Below are 22854 nucleotides of genomic sequence, written 5' to 3'. Positions count from 1 at the left end.
GCTCAGCCGCCGAGCTGCTGGACCCAGTCCGCGGGCACCCGGCCGGCCGGTCCGGGGGTGGGCTGGTCGGCGGGGTGGCTGGTCGGTGCGGCGAGCTCGGGCCCGGCGACGGAGTCCTGGGTGCGGTAGTCGAAGAACCAGTCCTCACCGGGCTCGTAGCTCTGCATGACCGGGTGCCCGGTCTCCTCGGCGTGCGCGGTGGTGTGCTTGCCCAGCGAGCTGTCGCAGCAGCCGACGTGCCCGCACTGCGCGCAGCGGCGCAGGTGGAACCACCAGGAGCCGCTGGCCTCGCACTCCACGCAGCCCGGGCCGCTCGGCGGGACGGTCGGGTCGATGCCACTCGGTGCGCTCATGCAGCCCAGCGTCTCAGCCCGACCGGCGGGCCCGCAGCTCCTGGGTGCAGCACTTGACGCTGCCCCCGGCGGCCAGCAGCTCGGACAGGTCCACCCCGATCGGCTCGAAGCCGCGGGCGGCCAGGTCGGCAGCGAGCTGGCGGGCCTGCTGGGGCAGCACGACGTGGCGCCCGTCGGAGACCGCGTTGAGCCCGAAGGCCAGCGCGTCGGCCTCGGTGGCCTCGACCGCGTCGGGGAACAGCGTGCGGACGACGGCCTGGCTGCCCGCGGAGAACGCCGGCGGGTACCAGGCGACCGTGGCCTGGCCGTGCAGGTCGTCGAGCACGGTCAGGCAGGTGTCCAGGTGGTAGAAGCGCGGGTCGACCAGGTGCAGGGTGACCACCGGCCGGCCGAAGAGCTCCTGGGCCTCGGCGTGCGCGGCGGTCGAGGTGCGGAAGCCGGTGCCGGCGAGCAGCCAGTCCCCGGCGACCGCGAAGTCGCCCTCGCCCTCGTTGACGTGCTGCGGGCGGTGCACCTCGATGCCCAGGCCGGTCAGGAACCCGGCGTGCAGGTCGGCCTCGGCCCGCCGCTCGGCGTGCGCGAACGAGGCACCCAGCGCCCGGCCGTCGACCACGGTGGCCCCGTTGGCCGCGAACACCATGTCCGGCAGGCCCGGGGCCGGCGGGAGCACGTCGACCCGGTGCCCCAGGGACTCGAACACCGCGACCAGTCCGGCCCACTGGGACAGTGCCCGGTCCACGTCCACCGGGGTGCCCGGGTGCATCCACGGGTTGATCGCGTAGACGACGTCGAAGTGGGTGGGCGGGCACATCGCGTAGTGCCGGGTGCGCGCGGTGCGCAGCGTGGTCGCTGTGGGGGCGGTCTGCAGCGTGGGTGCGGACATCGGGTGGCTCCTGGGGTGGTGCGGGTGGTGACGTCCATGCTCCCGGCTGCGCCTCGCGCAGTCGATGTGCGACACCTGCGTCCTGGTGGCGATCCGTTGCGTGTGCGGGCCCTTCTGTGCAACGGTCTGCCGGTGGACGTCGACGACATCGACCGCGGCATCGTGGCCTTCCTCCGCCGGGACGGCCGGGCGACCTTCGCCGAGATCGGCGCCGAGGTCGGGTTGAGCGCCCCGGCCACCAAGCGCCGCGTGGACCGGCTCGTCGCCTCGGGGGCGATCTCCGGGTTCGCCGCGATCGTCGACCCGGCCGCGCTGGGCTGGTCGACCGAGGCCTACGTGGAGGTGTCCTACTCCGGGGTGGTGTCCCCGGACCGGCTGACCGCGGACTACACCGCGATCACCGAGGTGGTCAGCGCCTGGACCGTCTCCGGCGTCGCCGACGCGGTGGTGCACGTGCAGGCCCGCGACGTCCGACACCTGGAGGAGGTCATCCAGCGGATCCGGGTGCTGCCCGACGTCACCGGCACGCAGACCGAGATCGTGCTGTCCCGGCTCTTCCAGCGCAGTCCGGACTGACGGCCGTCAGGGCACCGTCAGGACGGCCGGCAGCACCGTCAGGGACCCGTCAGGACGCCCGCCGTGGCGAGGCGTCCCGGGGCAGGGTCGACGCGTGACCACCGCACTGACCCGCCCCCCGTCCGCCCCCGCCACCAGGGCCTTCCTGCGACCGGAGCTGGTCGCCTCGGCCTGCCCCGCCTGCTGGCCGCCGCGGCTGCGGGGTGCGCACCCCGGGCTGGTGCACGCCGTCGAGGTGCACCGGGCGACCGACGAGTTGTCCGGTGAGCCCGAGGTCGCCGTGTGCGGGGCGATCGTGATCGCCGGCAGCGAGCCGTTCCAGGCCACCGCGGCCGCGTGCGGTGTCTGCGCGGCCGCAGCGGGCTGAGACCCGGCCCGCTCAGACCTCGTCGACGGCGAAGGTGCGGGTGGGGGAGACGAACTCCTCCTGCGCGGCGACCAGGAGGATCTCCCGGCTCCCCGCCTCGGCGGTCGTCCGCAGCAGGCCGAACACCGAGGCCGCGGCCCGGCCCAGCGCCTCGCCGGCCGAGCCGGTGGACAACCAGTGCGCCAGGAACAGCGCGGCGATCGCGTCGCCGGCGCCGTTGACCGACACGTCCAGCTTCGGGGTGCGCACCCGCCAGTGCCGGCCGCCCTCGCTGGCCAGCAGGTCGACCGCGTCGTCCGGGGTGTCCTCGACGTCCAGGCTGGTGGTCAGCACGACCCGCGGACCGGTGGCCTGCAGGGCGGCGACGGCGTCGCGCACCTGGTCCAGGGTCGTCGTCCTCCGACCGGTGAGCAGGTCCAGCTCGTAGTGGTTGGGGGTGACCACGTCGGCGGCGGGCACCGCGGTGTCGCGCATGAACTCGGCGATGCCCGGCCGGACGAACACCCCGCGGCCGACGTCACCGATCACCGGGTCGCAGCAGTAGACGGCGGCCGGGTTGGCCGCGCGCACCCGGGCCACGGTGCCGACGACGGCGTGCCCGATGTCGGCCGAGCCCAGGTAGCCCGACAGCACCGCGTCGCAGCTGCCCAGCACGCCGCGGGCGTCGATGCCGTCCACGACCTCCTCGACGGCCTGGCCGTCGAAGACCCGGCCGGTCCAGGCGCCGTAACCGGTGTGGTTGGAGAACTGGACGGTGTGCACGGGCCACACCTCGTGCCCGAGACGCTGCAGCGGGAAGACCGCGGAGGAGTTGCCGACGTGCCCGTAGGCCACGTGGGACTGGATCGACAGGACGTTCACCACGACCGGTGACCCTGTCACACGCGCCGGTCAGCTCCCGACGGGCCGCCCGAACGCGGCAGCCGCACGGACGGCGGGTGGGACGGAGGCGGCGAGCTCGGTGTCCGGTGCCGCCCCGAGCGCCCCGTTGACCGTGGCGAACGCGATCCGCAGGCCGAGGAAGACCGTCAGCGACAGCACGGTGGCGTCGTCGAACCCGACGGCCCGCAGCGCGTCGACGTCGTCCCGGGTGGTGCCGTTGGGGTCGCGGGCGGCCTGGGCTGCGAACCGGACCAGGGCCCGGTCGCCCGGGGTGAGGGGCCCGTCGTCGCCGGTGAGCGCGGCGACGGCGACGTCCTCCCCGGCGGCCGTCGCCAGCCGGTCGCCCCAGGCCAGTGCGCAGTACCCGTCCTCGCGGGCGGCGGCCGCCGCGGTGACCAGGAGCCCCCGCTGGCGCAGCGTCAGGCCCGCTCCGGCGAGGCCGAGCAGGTCGAAGAGCGCGGTCTGCAGCTCGGGGCGGTGCGCCCACACCCGGCTCAGACCCAGCACGTGGCCGTGCTCGGCGGTGTCCTCGGCGTAGAGGGCGCGGGCGGCCGGGGTGTCGGGTGGCTCGGCGAGGAACGCGGGCACGGTGACCTCCTGGGGTCGGCTGCGCGGACCGTACCGCCGATCACCCCACCCGTTCGGCGGTCACCACCAGGTTGTCGGTGTAGCTGCGGGCGCCGCCGTCGAAGTCGCCGGTGCAGGTGATCAGCCGGACGACGTCCTGGGCGGTCGCGCCGAAGACCGCCTCGGTCGGGAAGGTGTCCTTGGCGACCTGCTCGGTGCCGGTGACCGCGTAGACGGCGACCGTCCCGTCGGCGACGGTGAGCTCGACGGTGTCCCCGGGCTGCAGGTCGCGCAGCTCGTAGAACACCGCGGGCCCGGCGGTGGAGTCCACGTGGCCCATCAGCACCGTCGGACCACGCGCCCCGGGGCGACCGCCGGGGGTGAACCAGCCGGCGTCGTCGAAGTCGGCCGGCACCTCGGCGGTGCCGTCGGCGGCGATGCCCAGGTCGATCAGGTCCCGGGTGACGCCCAGCGCCGGGATGGACAGCGCGGTGGGCTCGGGCACCTGCGACGGGTCGAGGGACGACGTGGGCGGTGGGGGGGCCGGCGTCGCCGGTGTCGTCGCCGGTGCCGCGGGGGGCGGTGCCGCCGCGGGCTCCACGGCGCCCGCGCACCCGGTCAGCACCAGCGCGGCGCCGAGTCCGAGCGCGGCGCCGCGGAGCCCGCGGGAGGTCACTGCTGGGCGGTGCGGCGACGGAGCAGGAGCGCCCCGCCGGCGGCGAGGAGCGCGGAGCCGCCGACCAGGCCGACGACGGTCCCCGTGGACCCGTCGTCGGCCAGGACGGAAGTGCCACCGGCGCCGGTCTCGACCCCGCCGACCGGGATGGCGGTCAGCTGGCCGCGCACCGCCCCGGCCGCGAAGGCCGCGGTGTGCGTGTCGGTGAAGAACGCCGAGGGGTCGGCCTCGATCTGGTCGAGGGTGAAGCCCTCACCGGTGTCCGCGCCGTTCGCGACCACGCCCGTGGTGAAGGGGCCCTGCAGGCAGCCGGAGCTGGTGAGGGTGCCGGAGCCGTCGTCCTCGGGGTTCGGGAACGCGATCCGCGGCGGCCCGGCCTGGCCGGCGTCGCCCTGGTGGATGTGCGTCGCGGTCTTGGCCGGCGACTGGTAGGGCGGGGTCACCCCGGTGAGGCTGATGTCGTAGCAGATCACCTCGGTGTCGGAGTTGATCATGTACGTGAACGTGCCGGAGGCGCCGGGCTCGCCGGGCGTGGCCACCCCGTCGTTGTTGATCACCATGTCGGGGGTGGCCATCGCGGTGAAGGCGCTGGTGAAGGAGGCCGGGCGGGGCACCTCGGTCTCGGCGGCGGCGGGGCCGACGGCGGTCAGCGCGAGGGCGCCGGCGGCACCGACGACGACGGAGGTGCGGAGCAGGGCGGTGCGGGTGCGGGTCACGGCAGGACTCCCGGTGCTCGGTGGTGGCGGTCACCGGGGACTACGGGGGCGGGGGCACCCGCGTTCACCCAGCCGGGTCAGAAGTCCGACGCGAGGACGACGGTGCCGGTGCTGTCGAGCACCTCGAACCCGGTCGCGTCCTCCCGCAGCACCGAGCTGTTGAGGTTGCAGTCCAGCTGGCCGGGGCCGATGCCGAGGAACTCCCCGGCGGGCACCGAGTCTCCGTCGACCTCGGTGACCTGCACCCGGTACACCTCCCCGGCGGTGAAGCCCTCACCGGACAGCTGGACCTCCATGCCCCAGGTGTGCGGGACGACGTCGGCGGTGGCCTCGACGTCGGCATCGGCGACCTGCACCGCGACGGCCTCCAGCGGCAGCGGGTCGGGCACCGGGCGGGCGACCCAGCCCACGACCACCCCGGCCGCGGCGATCCCGACCGCGGCCACGGCGGGTGCCCACCGACGGCGGTGCAGCGGGACGGGCGCGGTGGCCTGCTCGGCGGCGATCCGGGCCAGCACGGCGTCACCGAGCCCGGGCGGGGGAGCGGGGGCGTCGTCGAGCCGATCGGGGTCGACCCCGGCGAGCCGGGCGCGCAGCGGGGTGAGGGCGGCCAGCTCCGCGCGGCAGGCCGCGCACCCGTCCAGGTGCGCCCGGACGGCGGCCCGTTCGGCGTCGTCCCCGTGCCCGAGGGCGTACCCCCCGAGCGCCTCGCGCTGTTCCCGGTGCGTGCTCACGGTTCCACCCCCATCTCCTCCATCGCCAGCCGCAGTGCCTTCAGTCCGTAGAACACCCGGCTGCGCAGTGTGCCCACCGGGATGCCGAGCTCGGCAGCCACCTCGCCGTGCGGCCGGCCGCGCAGGTGGGTCTGCACGATCGCGGTCCGGTGGTCCGGGCCGAGTCGGCGCAACGCCTCCTCGACCACCCAGGCGTCCACGAGCTGCTCGTCGAGCACCCCGCCGGCCGGGACGTCGGCACCGGCGGTGTCGCTGAGCTGGCCCTGCCACGGGCGGACGGCGAACCGCCGCGTCTCGTCGACCACCACGTTGCGGGCGATCGCGAAGAGCCAGGTCCGCAGGCTCGCCAGCTGGGGGTCGTAGGAGTCCGCCGCGCGCCAGGCCCGCAGGAACACCTCCTGGACGACGTCCTGGGCGGCCCCGCCGTCACCGAGCTGGCGCAGTGCAAACCGGTACAGCTCGGCCCCGTGCGCGGCGTAGGCCTCCCGGGCGTCGAAGCGCTCGACGTCGCGGGGCGTCGCCGACCTGCCCAGCCGTCCCATCACGCCCCTTCCGCCCGGTGTCCCTGCGGTGTGTCTACGGCTGTGCCGCCTCCGCCGTTCACCAGTCACCCCATGACGGTGATCATGGGCTGCGTGCCAGTGGACACGCCGACGGCAGCGTGTCCACCGGCAACGAGCCCATGATCACCGGGGGCGCGGGCGGAGGCCTGTAGCCGAACGGGGTCACGGGGTGGTCACGATTCCCCTGTGGACTGCCGATGAGATCCGCATGAGCGCTCCGGCAGCTTCTGTCGTGACCACCGGGCGGAGCCCGCACTGGTTCGACCCCGCGCACCAGGCCGCGATCACGGCGGCGTACGAGTCCCTGTGCACCACGATCGCCGCGATGCGCGTGGTCGGTGCCCGCACCCCGGTCGGTCCGACCGCGCACCGGGTGCGCGAGCTGGGCCGGCTCGCCGCGGCCAGTCAGCTGCCCGCGCGCGCCGCCCTGCTGCGTTGGGGCGCGCTGCCCGCGTCGGCCCGCCAGCAGCTGCTCGACGCCTGGTACACCCCCGCACGCTGAACGGCCCCGTCGCGAGAGCGACGGGGCCGTTGCGCGGGTGCCTCAGGCGTCGATGACCACCGGGATGATCATCGGGCTGCGGCGACCGTTGCGGTTCGCCCAGCCGGCGACGGCCCGGGTGATGAGCTGCTCGAGCTGCAGCGCACCGCCCACGCCCTCCTCGGCGGCCTTGGCCAGCGCCTTCTCGATCAGCGGCACCACGGACTCGAAGGTCGTCTCGTCGTGCACGAAGCCGCGGGCGAGGAAGTCCGGGGTCTCGGCGAGCAGGCCGGTGTCGGCGTCGACGATGGCGACGACGGTGATGACGCCCTCCTCGGCGAGGTTGCGCCGGTCCTTCAGCGAGGCCTCGGTCGCCCCGCCCACGGTGGCGCCGTCGACGTAGACGTTGCCGGCGCTGACCTTGCCGGTGATCCGGACCCGGCCGTCGACCAGGTCGACGACGTTGCCGTCCTCGGCCAGCACGACCCCGCGGGGGTGCACGCCGGTCTTGATCGCCAGCTCGCCGTTGGCCTTGAGGTGCCGCCACTCGCCGTGCACCGGCATCACGTTGCGCGGCTTGACGATGTTGTAGCAGTAGACGAGCTCGCCGGCGCTGGCGTGCCCGGACACGTGCACCTTGGCGTTGCCCTTGTGGACGACGTCGGCGCCCCAGCGGGTCAGCTCGTTGATGATCCGGTAGATCGCGTTCTCGTTGCCGGGGATGAGCGAGCTGGCCAGCAGCACGGTGTCGCCCTCGGAGATGCGGATGACGTGGTCGCGGTTGGCCATCCGGCTCAGCGCGGCCATCGGCTCGCCCTGCGACCCGGTGCAGATGACGCACACCTGGTCGGCGGGCAGCTTGTCCATCTGCTTGAGGTCGACCACGAGGCCCTTGGGCACGTCGAGGTAGCCCAGCTCGCGCGCGATGCCCATGTTGCGGACCATCGAGCGGCCGACGAAGGCGACCTTGCGGCCGTGCGCGTGGGCGGCGTTGAGCACCTGCTGGATGCGGTGCACGTGGCTGGCGAAGCTGGACACGATGACCCGCTTGGGGGCGGTGCGGAACACCCGCTCGATGGCCGGCACCAGATCGCCCTCGCTGAGGGTGAACCCGGGCACCTCGGCGTTGGTGGAGTCGGTCATGAACAGGTCGACGCCCTCCTCGCCGAGCCGGGCGAACCCGCGCAGGTCGGTGATGCGGCGGTCGAGGGGGAACTGGTCCATCTTGAAGTCGCCGGTGTGCAGCACGAGGCCGGCGGCGGTGCGGATGGCGACGGCCAGGGCGTCGGGGATGGAGTGGTTCACCGCGAGGAACTCGGTGGAGAACGGCCCGAAGTCCAGCGTGTCGCCCTCGGCGACCTCGCGGGTGACCGGCTTGATCCGGTGCTCCTCGAGCTTGGCCTTGATGAAGGCCAGGGTCAGCTTGGAGCCGACCAGCGGGATGTCACGGCGCTCGCGCAGCAGGTAGGGCACGCCACCGATGTGGTCCTCGTGCCCGTGCGTGAGCACGATCGCCTCGATGTCGTCCATCCGGTCCCGGATGGAGGTGAAGTCGGGGAGGATGACGTCGACGCCGGGCTGGTGCTCCTCGGGGAACAGCACCCCGCAGTCGACGATCAGCAGGCGGCCGTCGAACTCGAAGACGGTCATGTTGCGGCCGATCTCGCCGAGGCCACCCAGGGCGACGACTCGCAGACCTCCCTCCGGGAGGGCCGGGGGCGTCTTCAACTCGGGGTGCGTGCGGCTCATGGGCCTCACGCTACGGCGTGCCACCGACACTCCGGTCCGTTGGCGTGTCGCCCGCCTGGTCAGGGCTCCAGCAGCACGACCGGGATCCGTCGGCGGGTCCGGCTCTGGTAGGTCACGTAGGAGCCGAACGTGCTGCACGCCAGCGACCACCAGCGGGCCCGTTCGGCCCCGGTGACCTCCCGGGCCCGCAGGTCCAGGCGGGTGTCGCCGTCGCGCAGCTCGACCTCGGGGTGGGCCAGCACGTTGGCGTACCAGTGCGGGTGGGCGTCGCCGCCGCGGGTCGAGGCGACCGCCGCGTAGACGCCGCCGAGCTCCACCCGCATCAGCGGGGTCTTGCGCACCAGGCCGGTCCGCGCGCCCCGGTGGGTCAGCAGGACCACCGCGCGCCCGTCGACCGCGGTGCCCGTGGCCTCGATCTGCTCGACCTCCGCCCGCACCCACGGCACGGTGCTCGGCGCGTACTCCCCGTCCAGCGGCACCGCCCCAGTCTGCCGGGTGGCGCCCGGGCGGACCGACCGTGCGTCATCCCCCGGTCGGAGCCGGCATCCCCCGTGGGGGCGACGACCGGGGGGCCGCGGCTCGCTACGGTCATGCCCGATGACCAGCGGACCGGACACCGGCGCGGCGGGCTCCACGGCCCCCGTCGTCCCCGGCCGTCCCGGCGCGGTGGCGCGGTGGCGTCGTCCGGTGTCCATCGGGCTCCTGGCCGTGGGGACCCTGGTCTGCGTCGTCGTCTTCTGGCAGTCGGTCGTCGGCTGGTTCGCCACGCTGGCCGGCGTCGAGTGGCGCTGGGCGCTGCTCGCCGTGGCCGTGCAGCTGGTCTCCATGCAGGCCCTGGTCGCCCAGCAGCGGCTGCTGCTGCGCGCCGGCGGGGGCTTCGGCCCGCACGGCAGCCTGACGGTCACCGTCTACGGCGGCAACGCCATCGCCGTCGGCCTCCCGCTGGCCGGCTCGGCCGCCAGCGTCGCCTACTCCTTCCGACGCCTGCGCGACCTGGGCAACAGCACCGCGCTGGTCAGCTGGACCCTGGCCGTCTCCGGGGTCTGCTCGACGGTCAGCCTGGCCGCGGTGGTGGCGATCAGCTCCGCGGCCACCGGGTCGACCGTCGGTGCCGCCATCGCCTCGCTGGCCTCGGTCGCCGTCGTCGTCCCGGTGCTGGTGCTGCTGGCCGTCACCCGCAGCACCGAGGCCAAGCACCTGGTGGTCCGGTTGGCGCAGCACCTGCTCAAGCCGTTCGCCCGCTGGTGGCGTGCGCTGCGGCCCTCGGTCGTCGGTCCCGCCGTGGACGACGTGCTCACCTCGCTGGGCTCCATCCGGATCGGTGCGGCCAAGGCCACCGGTGCCGCCGCCTACGCGCTGGCGAACTGGGTGCTCGACGCGCTGTGCCTGGGGCTGGCCGTGCTGGCGGTCGGCGCCTCCCTCCCGTGGCCCGGCGTCGTGCTGGCCTGGGCCGCGGGCGCGCTGGTGTCCTCCACCCGGCTCACCCCCGGTGGCATCGGCGTCGTCGAGGCGGCGCTGGCCTCGGCGCTCGTCGCCGCGGGCCTGCCCGCCAGCCAGGCGGTGCCCGCCGTCGTCGTCTACCGGTTCGTCAGCCTGTGGCTGCTGGCCGCGATCGGGGCGCTCTGCCTGGTCCTCGCCCCCCGCCCGGTGCACCCGCCCGAGCTCGACGCCCCGCAGCCCGACCCCCAGCGGCGGCCGGGCTCCTAGGCCGGGTGCCCCGCCGGGGTGGGTCCTGCGGCCCGCCGGACCCACGCGGGCGCCGGGGATGGGAGGCTGTGCCCTGCAGGACGTGATCTCGATGAGTGCAGGAGCAGGGCATGCCGCAGGGCTTCGTGAAGTGGTTCAACGCCGAGAAGGGGTTCGGTTTCATCGGACCCGACGACGGCGGTGAGGACGTCTTCGTTCACTTCTCGGCGATCGAGGAGTCCGGTGGCTTCCGCAGCCTGGACGAGGGCGCGCGCGTCGAGTACGACGCCAGCCCCGGCCAGCGCGGCCTCCAGGCCGACCGGGTGTCCCCGCTGGGCGGCCCGCCGGTGCAGGTCGACCGCTCGCAGTCCCGCGAGCCCCGCCGGGACGACCGGCGGGAGGACCGCCGCGAGGAGCGCGCGCCCCGCCGCGAGGCCCCCCGCCGCGAGCCCGCCCGCGCACCCCGGTCCTCCGGGGGCGGCGCCGAGGGCACGGTGCAGTTCTTCAACTCCGAGAAGGGGTTCGGCTTCATCACCCCCGACGACGGCGGGGACGACGTCTTCGTGCACTTCTCGGCCATCGCCGACGACGGTGGCTACCGCTCCCTCGAGGAGGGCCAGCGGGTGCTCTTCGAGGCCGCCCAGGGCGACCGCGGGCTGCAGGCCACCCACGTCGAGCCCCTCGCCGGTGGTGGCGGCGGCTACGACCAGGGCGGGTACGACGCCCCGTCCGCGGCCGGCTCCGGCCTGCCGCAGGCCACGGTCCGGTTCTTCAACGGCGAGAAGGGCTTCGGCTTCCTCCAGCCCGACGACGGCGGGGACGACGTCTTCGTGCACTTCTCCGCGATCGCCGACGACGGCGGCTACCGCTCCCTCGAGGAGGGCCAGCGGGTGGAGTTCGAGGCCGCCCAGGGCGACCGCGGGATGCAGGCCACGCACGTCCAGCCGCTCTCCGGCGGTGGCGGTGGCCGCTCGCAGGGCCGGGACCAGGGGCGGCAGAACGCCGGCGGGTACGGCGGCGGCTCGGGCCTCGCCCAGGGCACCGTGCGGTTCTTCAACGCCGACAAGGGCTTCGGCTTCGTCGAGCCCGACGACGGCAGCCGCGACGTGTTCGTGCACTTCTCGGCCATCGAGGACGACGGCGGCTACGGCGACCTGGCCGAGGGCCAGCGCGTCGAGTTCGCGGCCAGCCTCGGCGACCGGGGCCCGCAGGCCGACGTCGTCCGCCCGCTGGACTCCGCCGGTCCGCCCCCGCGGCGCGACCCGGCCCGCCGGGAGATGCGCCGCGACCCCGGCCGGTCCACCCGCGTGAGCAGAACCGCAGCGCGGCCCGGTCGGTGCCCACCCCGCTGGAGGGCGGCAGCGAGGGCACCGTGAAGTGGTTCCACGCGGAGAAGGGGTTCGGCTTCATCGCCCCCGACGACGGCAGCGCCGACGTGTTCGTGCACTTCTCCGCGATCGCCGACCGCGGCGGCTACCGCGACCTCGAGGAGGGCCAGCGGGTGCAGTTCACCGCCACCCCCGCCGAGCGCGGCCCGCAGGCCGACCAGGTCGAGCCCATCTGACCCGACTCGTCAACGGGGGGCGTGCAGGCGGGCGTGGAGCTCGCGGACCCGGGCGGCGAGCTCCTCGTCGGGGCCGTCGACCGGGATGCCCGGTGCCACCGCGGTGACGGGCAGGGTGGCCACCGGACCGGGCGGGACGCCCAGCTCGCCGAGCCACTGCGCCAGCTGGGCTGAGGAGCTGGCGTAGACGATGCGGCCCAGGCCCACCCAGGCGTGCGCCGCCGAGCACATCGGGCAGTGCTCGCCGGAGGTGTAGACGGTGGCACCCGGACGGTCCGCGGGGGCCACGTGCTCCGCCGCCCAGCGGGCCAGCTCGAACTCCGGGTGCCGGGTGGCGTCACCGCCGGCGATCCGGTTGCGGTCCTCGGCGAGCACGGTGCCGTCGGCGGCCACCAGCAGCGAGCCGAACGGCTCGTCCCCGGCCTCCAGGGCCTCGGTGGCCAGCTCCACGCAGCGCGCCAGGTGCGCGCGGTCGACGTCGGTGAGGCTCACAGCGACACCACGGTGCCCTCGGTGGCGCTGCGCCGGGCGGCGTCGAGCACCACGGCGGTGGCGACGGCGTCCCGGGCGGGCACGGGCACCGGACCCCGGCCGCGGACGGCGTCGGCGAACGCCGGGTAGAACACGTCCCACCGGCCGCGCTCGGTGCGCACCGGTTCCCCGTCCGGGCTGCCGCGGTACACCGCGCCCCAGGCCGACTCCGGCTCCTCGCCCCACTCCTCGCCGAGCGTGGCCGGCGAGCGGCCGGCGACCAGGTGGTCCTCCTGCCCGTCGATCCCGCCGACGACGTAGCTGCCGGTCGAGCCGGTGACCCGGAAGCGCGGGCCGGGGGCGCCCTGCCGCCAGCTCCCGCCCAGCACCGACCGGGCGCCACCGGTGTGCTCCAGCACCACCAGCACGTCGTCGTCCAGCCCCGAGTCGCGCACCGACCAGTGCGCGGAGACGGTGGACACCGGCCCGAGCAGCACCAGGGCCTGGTCGACCAGGTGGCTGCCGAAGTCCAGCAGTGTGCCGCCACCGGCCGCGCCCGGTCCGTTCTCCGGCGCCAGCCGCTCGAAGCGCGACTCGAACGAGCGCAGCTCGCCGAGGGCGCCGTCGGCGACCAGGCGCTGCACGGTCAGGAAGTCGGAGTCCCACCGGCGGTTCTGGTAGGGCGACAGGGGCAGGCCGGCCGCCTCGGCCCGCTCCACCGACGTCAGCGCGGCCGTCGGGTCCAGGGCGAACGGCTTGTCGCAGACGACGGCCAGGCCGAGGTCCAGCGCCCGGTCGGTCAGCGGGCTGTGCGTGTCGGCCGGGGTGGAGATCGCCACGGCCTCGGCGCCGGCGTCGCGCAGCGCCTCCAGGGAGTCGAACGTCGTCGTCCCCGGGTGCTCGGCGGTGGCCTGTGCGCGGCGTTCGGGCGAGGTGGTCACCACGCCCAGGAAGTCGACGCCCGGGGCGGCGGCCAGCAGCGGGGCGTGGAAGAACCGCCCGCCGAAGCCGTAGCCGACGAGGCCGAACCGGACCGGGGCGGAGGAGTCGTCCATGAGGCGATCATCGCCTGTCACCCGGCTGTGGGTGTGCCAGGGGCGGTTTGTCGATCAGGGCCGCTGGCAACCCCCACCCCATGACCGCCTCGCCCCAGACCCGGGTGACCACCGACGACGCCGGCATCCCGGCCGCCAGCGACGAGCACTCGCTCACCGCCGGCGCCGACGGCCCGATCCTGCTGTCCGACCACTACCTGATCCAGAAGATGGCCCAGTTCAACCGTGAGCGGGTGCCCGAGCGCGTGGTGCACGCCAAGGGCGCCGGCGCGTTCGGCACGTTCCGGGTGACCGGCGACGTCAGCCACCTCACGAAGGCGCACTTCCTGCAGCCGGGCCGCGAGACCCCGATGCTGGCCCGGTTCTCCACCGTGGCCGGCGAGCAGGGCTTCCCCGACACCGTGCGCGACCCCCGCGGCTTCTCGCTGAAGTTCTACACGCAGGAGGGCAACTACGACCTGGTCGGCAACAACACCCCGGTCTTCTTCGTCCGCGACCCCTCGAAGTTCCAGGACTTCATCCGCTCGCAGAAGCGCCGCGCCGACACCGGGCTGCGCGACAACAACATGCAGTGGGACTTCTGGACGTTGTCCCCGGAGTCCAGCCACCAGGTGACGATCCTGATGAGCGACCGGGGCATCCCGCGGACGCTGCGGCACATGAACGGCTACGGCAGCCACACGTTCCTCTGGGAGAACGCCGCGGGGGAGAAGCACTGGGTCAAGTACCACTTCAAGACCGACCAGGGCGTCGAGACCTTCTCCGACGACGAGGCGGCCGCGATGGCCGGTGAGGACGGCGACTTCCACCGCCGCGATCTGGCCGACGCGATCAAGGCCGGGGAATTCCCCACCTGGACGGCGTACGTGCAGGCCATGCCGTTCGAGGACGCCGTCGGCTACAAGGTGAACCCCTTCGACGTCACGAAGACGGTCTCGCAGAAGGACTACCCGCTGATCGAGGTCGGCACGATGACCCTGGACCGCAACCCGGAGAACTACTTCGCCCAGATCGAGCAGTCCTCCTTCGAGCCCTCGAACCTGGTGCCCGGGATCGGCCCGTCGCCGGACAGGATGCTCATCGGCCGGCTGTTCAGCTACCCCGACGCGCACCGCTACCGGATCGGCGCCAACTACCTGCAGCTGCCGGTGAACGCCCCGGTCTCCCCGGTGAACAGCTACAACAAGGACGGCGCGATGCGCTACAGCAACCCGTCGGACCCCGTCTACGCACCCAACAGCTTCGGTGGCCCCCAGGCCGACCCGGCCTACGCCGAGCCGGGCTGGCACGTGTCGGGGGAGATCATGCGGGCCGCGGCGACGCTGCACGCCGAGGACGACGACACCACCCAGGCCGGCACCCTCGTGCGGGAGGTCATGGACGACACCGACCGCGAGCACCTGGTGGCCAACATCGTCGGGCACGCCTCCGACGCGGCGGTCACCGCGGCGATGAAGCCCCGGATCGTGGAGTACTGGCGCGCGATCGACCCGGGCATCGGCGCCGCGGTCGAGAAGGAACTGCTCGGCGCGTGAGCACCCCCTGCTGACCCGGCCCGTCGGGGTCGGGTCAGCAGGGCAGGTCGTGGTCCAGCAGGCGGCCGTCGCGCTCGACCACGTACTGGCTGAGCACGACGTCGCCGCCGGCCGTGAGCGGGGCGTCCCCGCAGTGCACGGCGGCCTCGGTGCGGCTCTGCGCGCCGGCCAGCCAGCTGTCCAGCTCGTACAGCGGGCTGGACGGCGGGACCAGGCCGACGATCTGCTGCCACTGCTGGCCGGTCGAGTAGAGCCCCACCTCGGCGCCGGTGGAGCCGAGGTAGTCGGCCATCCCCTCCAGCGTCGCGCGGTTGGCGGCGAGGGCCGCGGCCGAGCCGGACTGCCAGGTGTTCATCGTCTCGACGTCGAGCCACCAGACCAGGTCGGCCGGGACGACGGGGACCCCGGCCTGGGCCGCGGTGGGCAGCAGGAACCCGTGGATGTCGACCGAGGCCCGGGTCTGGCCGTAGACGTAGGAGCAGGCCAGGTCGACGTCCCCGGCGCACTCCCCGTACGGACTGGTGCCGCTGCGCGGCCAGGTGGAGATCTCGTCCTCGAACTGGCCGGGGTTGGCGGTGTTGACGTAGACCTGCAGCCCGGGGTGCTCGGCGACGTCGCCGGAGGCGCGCTGGGCCCAGCGCAGCTGGTCGGCCAGGCACGGGTTGATCGTGGTCGCCACGCCGCCGTTGACCCCGACGATGCCGAAGCCGTGGCCGGCGGGCAGCGGGGTGTCGCACTGCGGGTAGGACACGTCGAACCCCAGGTCCGCGCCGTCGCCCGGAGCGGCCGTGGCGGTGCCGGGCACCAGGGCGAGCGCGGCGGCACCCGCCAGCACACCCGTGACCCGTCGCAGCCCCCGCACGGGCCGAACGTACCGCCCGCGAGCGGAACGGTGGTGTCCCGTTCAACTGCCCGGTGACCTGAAGGTGGACGACGGGTGTCGGACGGCGACCCGTGGCCGGGAGCGCCACCGGGCAGGCGATCATCAGCGGGTGACCGAGGAACCCGGACGTCTGCAGCGCCGGCTGACCACCCGGGACGCCGTGGCCATCGGACTGGGCTCGATGCTCGGCGCCGGGGTCTTCGTGGTCTGGGCACCCGCGGCGGCCGTCGCCGGCTGGTGGCTGCTGGCCGGTCTCGCCGTGGCCGCCGTCGTCGCCTGGTGCAACGCGACCAGCACCGCCGCCCTGGCGGTGCACCTGCCGGTCTCGGGCGGCGCCTACGCGTTCGGCCGCGACCGCCTGGGCCCGTGGTCGGGGTTCCTGGCCGGCTGGGCGTTCGTCGTGGGCAAGACCGCGTCCTGCGCGGCGATGGCGCTGACCGTGGGGGCCTACCTCTGGCCGGACCAGGCTCGCTTCGTCGCCCTGGGGGCCGTGCTGCTGCTGGTCGCGGTGGACGCCGCCGGCATCACCCGCACCGCCCGGGTCACCCGGGTCCTGTTGGCCCTCACGCTCACGGCCCTGGCCGCCGTGGTCCTCTCCGCCCTGCCCGCGGGTGCGGCCCCGGCGACGGCCACCGTCGGCGGGCCGAACGGGGTGCTGACCGCGGCCGGCCTGCTCTTCTTCGCCTTCGCCGGGTACGCCCGGATCGCCACGCTCGCCGAGGAGGTGCGCGACCCGCAGCGCACGATTCCCCGGGCGGTGTCGGCGGCCCTGGGCCTGGCGGTGGTGGTCTACGCCGTCGTCGGGGTCGTCGTCCTGGTGGTGCTGGGCCCGGCCGGGCTCGCCGGGTCGGTGGCCCCGCTGGCCGACGCCGTCCGGTCCGGCCCGGTGCCCGCGCTGGCCTGGGTGGCCACCGCCGGTGCGGTCACGGCGGCCTGCGGGGCGCTGCTCGGACTCGTCGCCGGGGTCACCCGCACCGCGTTGGCGATGGCCCGCGAGCACGACCTGCCCTCCCCGCTGGCCCGGGTCGACCCGCGTCGCGGCACCCCGGTCGTCGCGCAGGTGGTGCTGGCGGTCGCGGTCGGTGCCCTGGTGCTGGTCGGTGACCTGACCACCGTCATCGGGGCCTCGTCGTTCGGGGTCCTGCTCTACTACGCGGTCGCCAACGCCGCGGCCTGGACCCTGCCGCGCGGCTCCCGGCCGGCCCGGTGGGTGCCCGGGCTCGGGTTCGCGGCCTGCCTGGTGCTGGCGGTCTCGCTGCCCGCGGCCTCGGTCCTCGCCGGGCTCGGGGTGGTCGGTGTCGGGCTGGTGGGCCGGGCGGTCGTGCGGTTCGTCTGAGGGACGGGTCAGTGCACGCCGCCGCAGCACTGGTGCGGGTCGCTGATCTCGGCCGGTCGCCAGCGACCGGGCCCGGCCGGCTCGACGAGCAGCCGGTCGCCGTCCGGGGTGCGCTCGGGGCGGAGGTGGCCGTCCAGGGTGTCCACCAGGTCGTCCTCGCCGACCGGGGCGCCGATGCCGACCACCACCAGTCCCGCCTCCACGAGGTCGGCGACCGGGACGGGCCCGGTGAACGAGGGACCGGGGGAGCGGACCACCCGGCCGTCGGACGGGGCCTCGGAGCGGGTCGCCACCGGCCCGCCCAGGGCGTCGGCCAGCCGGGCCGGCAGGCCGTCGTCCCGGTGGTCGGCCGCGCCGGGGGACAGCTGCCAGCTCGCCGTGGTGCGGGCCACCGGGGCGCTGCGGTCGACGTGGGTGAGGACCTGCACCGCGCGCCGGCCGGTGCCGGCCAGCGCGCGGTCCAGGGTGGCCAGCAGGTGGGCGTCGCCGGTCGTCCCGGGCGCGGGGACGCCGACCCACCAGCCCTGGCTCACAGCACGTCCACGAACACCGGGTTGGCGTAGAACCACAGGTCGGCGAACGGGTCCTCGTTGCCGGCCACGTCCATCACCGGGTTGCCGGCCGCGTCGAGCTGGTTGCCGTCGCTGCCGCGCAGCCGCAGGTAGAAGCCCTGCTGGACGTTCGAGAAGGTGTGCGAGAGCCGCACCTTCCCGCGGCGGGCCTGGACGTCCCAGGTCTCCACGACCGTCGTCTGCGGCGCCGACAGCGTGTCCCGGTCGGCGGCGGCGCCGGTGACGGGCCCGCTGATGAGGTCGACCGTGGCCAGCTGCGGCACCTGGCCCGAGGCGTTCGGGCCGGCGGCCCGGTCGACGACCACGTCCACGGTCACCGAGCCGCCGCGGCGCACCCACGTGCGACCGCCCAGGGTCACCCCGCGGGCGTCGCCGTCCCCACGGGTGGCCCGGACCCGCACGTCCAGGCCCTCGATGAGCCGGCCGTGCACGGCCACCACCTGGCCGGACTGCAGCCCCCGCATCACGTCGAGGTAGGCGGGCCGCTGGGCGACCACCAGCGTCGAGCTGTACTGCCCGGGCCAGAAGTCGCCGTAGGTGCTGATCGGGCGCCCGGTGTCGACCGGGGTGCCCCGGGTGCCGGTGGTCGCGTAGTCCGAGCTGCCGGGCACCCGGGTGTCCTGCCAGACCTGGTGGGAGTCACTGGTCGAGGTCACCCACCACGGCTTGCCCTCGGCGAGCAGGGAGTCCCACAGCCCGCCGACCTTCGCCGTCATCCAGTCGAAGCCGCCGTAGGTGCGGTAGGGGTTCTCGGTCGCGGTGGGGGCGTAGCCGGGGAAGGAGTCCTCGCCGGGGGAGGCCTCGTAGAAGCCGCGGCCCTTGCCCGGGCCGCCGGCCGCGGTGGGGATGCCGGCGGCCTGGTGGCCCGGCGCGCCCTCCATGCCCACCGCGACCGACGGGGCGGCGTCCCGCCAGGCGCGGATCTCGTGCGGGCTGTCGATGCCCCGCCGGGCCGGGTGGTTGGCGAACATGAGCGCGATCTCGGTGCGCCGGGCGAGCACCTGCTGGTCCAGGTACTGCAGTGCCTGGACGGCGAACGGCTCGCCGTCCCCGGACGTGGCACGAGTGACCCGGCCGGTGCTCTGCAGGATGCTGCCGTCGTAGGCCAGCTCGAAGGCCCGGAGGATGTCCACGGTGTTCCGCCCCGGGGGCAGGAACACCGTCGCGTGCTCGGCACCGGGGATGTTCCACTCCAGGCCCTGGTAGACCAGCACGTCGCGGTGCGCCTGGCGGGAGGCCTCGATGCGGGGCGTCACCTGGTCGATGGAGAACTTCTGGTGGGCGACGCTGCCGTGGTCGGTGACCACCACCCAGTCCAGGCCGTACTCGGCGGCCTTGGACACCTGGGTCTCCACCTCGTACTGGGCGTCGGGGGAGAACTGGGTGTGGACGTGGTGGTCCCCGGCCAGGAAGCGGGCGTTGCCGCGCCACGGGTTGACCGGGGTAGGACGGCCCCCTGGTCCCGGCCGCGGCGGGGTCGCCTGCGCGGGGCCCGCTCCGGCCACCGCGCCACCCAGCCCGGCGGCGGCACCGGCGACGACGGCGGCCCCGGCCAGGAAGGCCCGGCGGGAGACCGACAGCCGGTCGTCGGCCTCCGGGTCACGCCACGACCCCTCGGCGTGGGTGTGGTCGTGGGTGTGCGGGTGGGTGTGCGGGTGCGCGTGGTCGTGCGTCATGCCGGTGGTCTCCCCGGGTCGCATGCGGCTGCTGACACCCGACCCTGCGGGTTCCCGGGGAGGCACGGGCGACGCACAGGTGGGGCACGGGTGAACAGGACGCGACGGGACGGGGGGTCCCGGAACCTCGGATCGCACACCGCACGCACAGCTGTGACCTGCACGTTCGTGCCCAGGTACCAGTACGGATGGGTTCCCTTCATCACCCATCCGGACGCGACCACGGCCCCGAAGTCCTGCTGTTCCCACACCGGGGACCACTCGACCTGGGAGCCACCGTGAACCTCAAGAACGCAGCATTCAAGCGCACCACCGTCGCCGCCATCGCCCTGAGCGCCGCACTCGGCATGGCCGCCTGCAGCTCCGGCACCGACAGCACCGCGTCGGCCTCGAGCAGCAGCTCGGTCTCCTCGACCGCCTCCTCGGTCAGCAACCCCGACCCGGCGGCCGTCGTCCCCGCGATCTCCGGCGGCGACACCTCGGTCGCCCTCGACCAGGGCTTCCTCGACGCCCTCACCGGCCTGGGCGTAACCCCCGGCGTGACCGGCACCGCGACGCTGGCCGACGGCGCCGTGGACTTCCCGATCACCGGCGGCACCGTGACCCTCTACGACAAGGACTCCGGCTACCGGCCCTTCGTCCAGGGCGTGATCTTCCACCAGGGCTCCGGCCTGTCGCTGACCGCCGGCGCCACCACGGTCGAGCTGTCCAACTTCGTGGTCGACCCGGGCAAGCCGGCCCGGCTGTTCGGCGACGTGAGCGTCAACGGTGAGCTCGCCGTCCCCTCCGCCCCGCTGTTCGACCTCAACGGCACCACCCTGGAGCCGGTCACCACGGACGCCGAGGGCAACGCGGTGCTCACCGGCACCACCGTCGAGCTGTCGGCCGAGGCCGCTCAGCTGCTGAACACCACGTTCGGGGTCACCGCGATCCCGGCGAACCTGGTCATCGGCGTCGCGACCCTCACGGTCGCCACCTCCTGACCCACCCGCACGGCCCGCAGGGGCGCCACCCGCACGTCGGGGTGGCGCCCCTGCTGCGTGTCAGGCGGTCCAGCGCACGGGGAGCCGCTTCACCCCGCGCTGGAAGCTCGACCGCAGCAGCGCCGGCTCGCCGGCGGGCTCCAGCGACGTCGTCCGGGAGAGCAGCTGGCCGAACAGCGCCCGCATCTGCACCCGGGCCAGCTGCGCACCCAGACAGAAGTGCGGACCGTGCCCGAACGTGAGGTGCGGGTTGGGGGAGCGGCGGACGTCGAAGGCGTCGGGGTCGGCGAACACCGCCGGGTCGCGGTTGGCCGAGGTGAAGGACACGACCACCTTGTCCCCGGCCCGCACCGGCACCCCGGCCAGCTCGACGTCGGTGGTCGCGGTCCGGCGGAAGACCATCACCGGGGTCCACCACCGCAGCATCTCCTCGACCGCCCCGGGCAGCAGCGACGGGTCCGCGCGCAGTTCGGCCATCGCGGTCGGGTGCTCCAGCAGGGCGATGAGCCCACCGGGCAGCCCGTTGCGCAGCGTCTCGTTCCCGGCGACGGCGAACAACCAGAACATCGACTCGAACTCCGCGTCGCTGATGGCCCCGCCCTCGTCGACCTGGGCGAGCAGCACGCTCATGACGTCGTCCCCCGGGTGGGCGCGCTTGTGCTCGGCCAGCAGCCGGGCGTAGCCGTAGAGGTCGGGCATCCCCTCGGCGGTCCGCGGGTCGGGCATCGCGCCGTCGGGGCCCGGGTGCGGGCGCAACGCCACCGCCTGCCGGGCGAGGTCGGTGCCCCCGCTGCCGTCGAAGCGCGCGGAGACCGCGTAGTCGGGGTCCTGCCAGCCGATCACCCGGTTGGACCAGTCGTACATGAGCCAGCGGTCCTGCGCCGGCACGCCCAGCACCTCGGCCAGGGTGAGCAGCGGCAGGTCCGCGGCGACGTCCCGGGCGACGTCGACGACGTCGGGACCGGCCAGCACCCGGTCGACCAGGCCGGCCGCGCTGGCCTCGATCGCGGCGGTGAGCGCGGCGACCGCCCGCGGGGTGAAGCTCGTCGTGAGCAGCCGGCGCAGCCGGGCGTGGTCGGGCGGGTCGGTGTTCAGCATCATCCGCCGGGCGAGGGGCAGGTCGGCGGCGTCGCGCACCTGGGTGGCGCCCAGCCAGGAGGAGAAGGTGGCCGGGTCCTTCAGCACCCGCTGCACGTCGGTGTGCCGGAGCACCAGCCAGAACCCGGGGCCGTCGGGCTCGTCGACCCACACCGCGGGTGAGGTGTCGCGGAGCCGGGCGAGGGCGGCCAGCGGCGGGCCGGTCACGTAGGTCTGCGGGTCGACGACGACGGCGGTGTCGGCGTGGGTGGGGGTCACGTCGTCGACACTGGACCACCCGGCCCGCCGTCGTCGAGGCCCGGGGAACAGGCTCGACAGTTGAACGCTTGACTACACTGCAGGCGTCACCGGGACCCGGTGGCCCACCGACCCCTCTGGAGGGACCCCGTGCACATCGGCGTCGACAGCTTCGTGGCAGCAGTCACCGACCCGACCACCGGTCAGGAGATCGGCGCCGAGCAGCGGATGTCGGACCTGCTGGAGGAGATCGCCCTGGCCGACCAGGTCGGGCTGTACTCCTTCGGCATCGGTGAGCACCACCGGCCCGAGTACTACGACTCCGCGCCGGCGATCATCCTGGCCGCGGCCGCCGCCCGCACCGAGCGGATCCGGCTGGGCAGCGCGGTCACCGTGCTCTCGGCCGCCGACCCCGTGCGGGTGTTCCAGCAGTTCGCCACCCTGGACCTGATCAGCAAGGGCCGGACCGACCTCGTCGTGGGCCGCGGTTCCTTCACCGAGGCCTTCCCGCTCTTCGGCCTCCCGCTCAGCGACTACGACTCGCTGTTCACCGAGAAGCTGGACCTGCTGCTGAAGATCCGTGACTCGGAGAAGGTCACCTGGTCCGGCCGGCACCGCCCGGCACTGAACGGGCAGGGCGTCTACCCCCGGCCCGCCCAGGCCGAGCTGCCCATCTGGGTCGGCGTCGGCGGCAGCCCGGAGTCCTTCGCCCGCGCCGGCATGCTCGGCCTCCCGCTGATGGTCGCCATCATCGGCGGCGAGCCCCGCCAGTTCGCCCCGCTCATCGACCTCTACCGTCGCGCCGGCGCCCAGGCCGGGCACGCCCCGGAGAAGCTCCAGGTCGGCCTGCACGTGTTCGGCTACGTCGCCGAGAGCACCCAGGCCGCCGCGGACACCATCTACCCGGGCTGGCACGAGATGTTCACCAAGATCAGCCGCGAGCGCGGCTTCCGGCAGCCCAGCCGGGCCCAGTTCGACGCCACCGCCGGCCCCGACGGCGCCTTCTTCATGGGCGACCCGCAGTCGATCGCGGACAAGATCAAGCGGGTCTCGGAGCAGGTCGGCGGCATCGACCGGATCTCCATGCAGATGACCAACCCCCGCCTGGCCCACGCCGACCTGCTGCGCGGCATCGAGCTGCTGGGCACCGAGGTCGTCCCGCTCGTCGAGAAGGGCTGAGCCCCGCACAGACCGACGCCGTCCAGGCCTGC

General features: G+C 74.5%; 26 protein-coding genes and 2 pseudogenes. 12 read left to right on the top strand and 16 right to left on the bottom strand.

The window, feature by feature from the left end; genetic code table 11:
* Positions 1-2: 2 nt before the first annotated feature.
* The gene (locus F1C76_00325) at positions 3-353 is read right to left on the bottom strand and encodes a UBP-type zinc finger domain-containing protein (GenBank protein QNG35263.1); all 351 of its coding nucleotides are present in this window, start codon (positions 351-353) and stop codon (positions 3-5) included.
* Between the two features lie 13 nt (positions 354-366).
* Complete coding sequence (locus tag F1C76_00320) at positions 367-1164, bottom strand: amidinotransferase (GenBank protein ID QNG38893.1); 798 nt, start codon at positions 1162-1164, stop codon at positions 367-369.
* Positions 1165-1272: 108 nt separating this feature from the next.
* On the opposite strand from F1C76_00320, the gene F1C76_00315 reads away from it, so the two are divergent.
* Positions 1273-1812: an Lrp/AsnC family transcriptional regulator gene (locus F1C76_00315; GenBank protein QNG38892.1), complete on the top strand. Its 540-nt coding sequence runs from the start codon at positions 1273-1275 to the stop codon at positions 1810-1812.
* Positions 1813-1906: 94 nt separating this feature from the next.
* Positions 1907-2179 carry a hypothetical protein gene (locus F1C76_00310; GenBank protein QNG35262.1) on the top strand — a complete coding sequence of 91 codons (273 nt, stop codon included), beginning with the start codon at positions 1907-1909 and terminating at the stop codon, positions 2177-2179.
* Positions 2180-2191: 12 nt separating this feature from the next.
* Here F1C76_00310 and pdxY read toward each other — a convergent pair whose 3' ends face one another.
* Genes pdxY through F1C76_00295 form a run of 3 tightly spaced genes read right to left on the bottom strand, consistent with a single transcriptional unit; the run spans position 2192 to position 4100 of the window.
* Entirely contained in the window at positions 2192-3040 is an 849-nt protein-coding gene (gene pdxY, locus F1C76_00305; GenBank protein ID QNG38891.1) for a pyridoxal kinase PdxY, read from the bottom strand.
* A 30-nt stretch (positions 3041-3070) separates the two neighbouring features.
* Positions 3071-3649 (bottom strand): hypothetical protein, encoded by a 579-nt coding sequence (locus F1C76_00300; GenBank protein QNG35261.1) that lies wholly within the window; start codon positions 3647-3649, stop codon positions 3071-3073.
* A gap of 40 nt (positions 3650-3689) precedes the next feature.
* Positions 3690-4100: a class F sortase gene (locus F1C76_00295; GenBank protein QNG38890.1), complete on the bottom strand. Its 411-nt coding sequence runs from the start codon at positions 4098-4100 to the stop codon at positions 3690-3692.
* A gap of 33 nt (positions 4101-4133) precedes the next feature.
* Between F1C76_00295 and F1C76_00290 the strand changes: the two are divergent.
* Positions 4134-4229, top strand: a pseudogene (locus F1C76_00290) (PE family protein).
* 71 nt (positions 4230-4300) lie between these two features.
* On the opposite strand, the gene F1C76_00285 reads toward F1C76_00290, so the two are convergent.
* From F1C76_00285 to F1C76_00275, 3 genes are all read right to left on the bottom strand, one after another.
* The gene (locus tag F1C76_00285) at positions 4301-4954 is read right to left on the bottom strand and encodes a CHRD domain-containing protein (GenBank protein ID QNG38889.1); all 654 of its coding nucleotides are present in this window, start codon (positions 4952-4954) and stop codon (positions 4301-4303) included.
* 143 nt (positions 4955-5097) lie between these two features.
* Positions 5098-5754 (bottom strand): anti-sigma factor, encoded by a 657-nt coding sequence (locus F1C76_00280; GenBank protein ID QNG35260.1) that lies wholly within the window; start codon positions 5752-5754, stop codon positions 5098-5100.
* Positions 5751-6296: a sigma-70 family RNA polymerase sigma factor gene (locus F1C76_00275; GenBank protein ID QNG38888.1), complete on the bottom strand. Its 546-nt coding sequence runs from the start codon at positions 6294-6296 to the stop codon at positions 5751-5753. The genes F1C76_00280 and F1C76_00275 overlap by 4 nt, the downstream gene beginning before the upstream one ends.
* A gap of 229 nt (positions 6297-6525) precedes the next feature.
* On the opposite strand from F1C76_00275, the gene F1C76_00270 reads away from it, so the two are divergent.
* A complete protein-coding gene (locus F1C76_00270) occupies positions 6526-6819 on the top strand; it encodes a hypothetical protein (protein QNG35259.1) in 294 nt (97 codons plus the stop codon).
* Between the two features lie 42 nt (positions 6820-6861).
* On the opposite strand, the gene F1C76_00265 is transcribed toward F1C76_00270, so the two are convergent.
* The gene (locus F1C76_00265) at positions 6862-8547 is read right to left on the bottom strand and encodes a ribonuclease J (protein QNG35258.1); all 1686 of its coding nucleotides are present in this window, start codon (positions 8545-8547) and stop codon (positions 6862-6864) included.
* Between the two features lie 59 nt (positions 8548-8606).
* Positions 8607-9026 carry a nitroreductase family deazaflavin-dependent oxidoreductase gene (locus F1C76_00260; protein ID QNG35257.1) on the bottom strand — a complete coding sequence of 140 codons (420 nt, stop codon included), beginning with the start codon at positions 9024-9026 and terminating at the stop codon, positions 8607-8609.
* A 118-nt stretch (positions 9027-9144) separates the two neighbouring features.
* Between F1C76_00260 and F1C76_00255 the strand changes: the two genes are divergently transcribed.
* The 4 genes and pseudogenes from F1C76_00255 (at position 9145) to F1C76_00240 (ending at position 11797) form a co-directional block, all read left to right on the top strand.
* Positions 9145-10254, top strand: coding sequence for a UPF0104 family protein (locus F1C76_00255; GenBank protein QNG35256.1), 1110 nt, complete (start codon positions 9145-9147; stop codon positions 10252-10254).
* A 110-nt stretch (positions 10255-10364) separates the two neighbouring features.
* Positions 10365-10562, top strand: a pseudogene (locus tag F1C76_00250) (cold-shock protein).
* 165 nt (positions 10563-10727) lie between these two features.
* Complete coding sequence (locus F1C76_00245; GenBank protein ID QNG38886.1) at positions 10728-11609, top strand: cold-shock protein; 882 nt, start codon at positions 10728-10730, stop codon at positions 11607-11609.
* On the top strand, positions 11582-11797 hold the full coding sequence (locus F1C76_00240; GenBank protein QNG38887.1) for a cold-shock protein: 216 nt from the start codon (positions 11582-11584) through the stop codon (positions 11795-11797). Before F1C76_00245 ends, F1C76_00240 begins: the two co-directional genes overlap by 28 nt.
* A 9-nt stretch (positions 11798-11806) precedes the next feature.
* Here the strand turns inward: F1C76_00240 and F1C76_00235 are convergent, their stop codons facing one another.
* Positions 11807-12289 carry a nucleoside deaminase gene (locus F1C76_00235; GenBank protein ID QNG35255.1) on the bottom strand — a complete coding sequence of 161 codons (483 nt, stop codon included), beginning with the start codon at positions 12287-12289 and terminating at the stop codon, positions 11807-11809.
* Positions 12286-13323: a gfo/Idh/MocA family oxidoreductase gene (locus F1C76_00230; GenBank protein QNG35254.1), complete on the bottom strand. Its 1038-nt coding sequence runs from the start codon at positions 13321-13323 to the stop codon at positions 12286-12288. The genes F1C76_00235 and F1C76_00230 overlap by 4 nt, the downstream gene beginning before the upstream one ends.
* A gap of 80 nt (positions 13324-13403) precedes the next feature.
* Between F1C76_00230 and F1C76_00225 the strand changes: the two genes are divergently transcribed.
* Positions 13404-14858: a catalase gene (locus F1C76_00225; protein ID QNG35253.1), complete on the top strand. Its 1455-nt coding sequence runs from the start codon at positions 13404-13406 to the stop codon at positions 14856-14858.
* Positions 14859-14892: 34 nt separating this feature from the next.
* On the opposite strand, the gene F1C76_00220 is transcribed toward F1C76_00225, so the two are convergent.
* Positions 14893-15720 (bottom strand): hypothetical protein, encoded by an 828-nt coding sequence (locus F1C76_00220; GenBank protein ID QNG35252.1) that lies wholly within the window; start codon positions 15718-15720, stop codon positions 14893-14895.
* A gap of 130 nt (positions 15721-15850) precedes the next feature.
* Here F1C76_00220 and F1C76_00215 point away from each other — a divergent pair, with 130 nt between their 5' ends.
* Entirely contained in the window at positions 15851-17077 is a 1227-nt protein-coding gene (locus tag F1C76_00215) for an APC family permease (protein ID QNG35251.1), read from the top strand.
* Positions 17078-17085: 8 nt separating this feature from the next.
* On the opposite strand, the gene F1C76_00210 is transcribed toward F1C76_00215, so the two are convergent.
* The gene (locus F1C76_00210; protein ID QNG35250.1) at positions 17086-17610 is read right to left on the bottom strand and encodes a hypothetical protein; all 525 of its coding nucleotides are present in this window, start codon (positions 17608-17610) and stop codon (positions 17086-17088) included.
* On the bottom strand, positions 17607-19325 hold the full coding sequence (locus tag F1C76_00205; protein ID QNG35249.1) for a histidinol-phosphatase: 1719 nt from the start codon (positions 19323-19325) through the stop codon (positions 17607-17609). Before F1C76_00205 ends, F1C76_00210 begins: the two co-directional genes overlap by 4 nt.
* Before the next feature lie 347 nt (positions 19326-19672).
* On the opposite strand from F1C76_00205, the gene F1C76_00200 reads away from it, so the two are divergent.
* Positions 19673-20308, top strand: a complete 636-nt coding sequence (locus F1C76_00200) for a hypothetical protein (GenBank protein QNG38885.1) — start codon at positions 19673-19675, stop codon at positions 20306-20308.
* Positions 20309-20368: 60 nt separating this feature from the next.
* Here F1C76_00200 and F1C76_00195 read toward each other — a convergent pair whose 3' ends face one another.
* Positions 20369-21664, bottom strand: a complete 1296-nt coding sequence (locus F1C76_00195; protein ID QNG35248.1) for a cytochrome P450 — start codon at positions 21662-21664, stop codon at positions 20369-20371.
* 129 nt (positions 21665-21793) lie between these two features.
* On the opposite strand from F1C76_00195, the gene F1C76_00190 reads away from it, so the two are divergent.
* Complete coding sequence (locus tag F1C76_00190; protein QNG35247.1) at positions 21794-22822, top strand: LLM class flavin-dependent oxidoreductase; 1029 nt, start codon at positions 21794-21796, stop codon at positions 22820-22822.
* Positions 22823-22854: the final 32 nt, after the last annotated feature.

This window comes from Geodermatophilaceae bacterium NBWT11 (assembly GCA_014218215.1).
In the GTDB taxonomy this organism is placed as follows: domain Bacteria; phylum Actinomycetota; class Actinomycetes; order Mycobacteriales; family Geodermatophilaceae; genus Klenkia.
The sequence above is the reverse complement of the archived record's forward strand: the minus strand, read 5'-3'. Positions and strand labels throughout refer to the sequence as shown.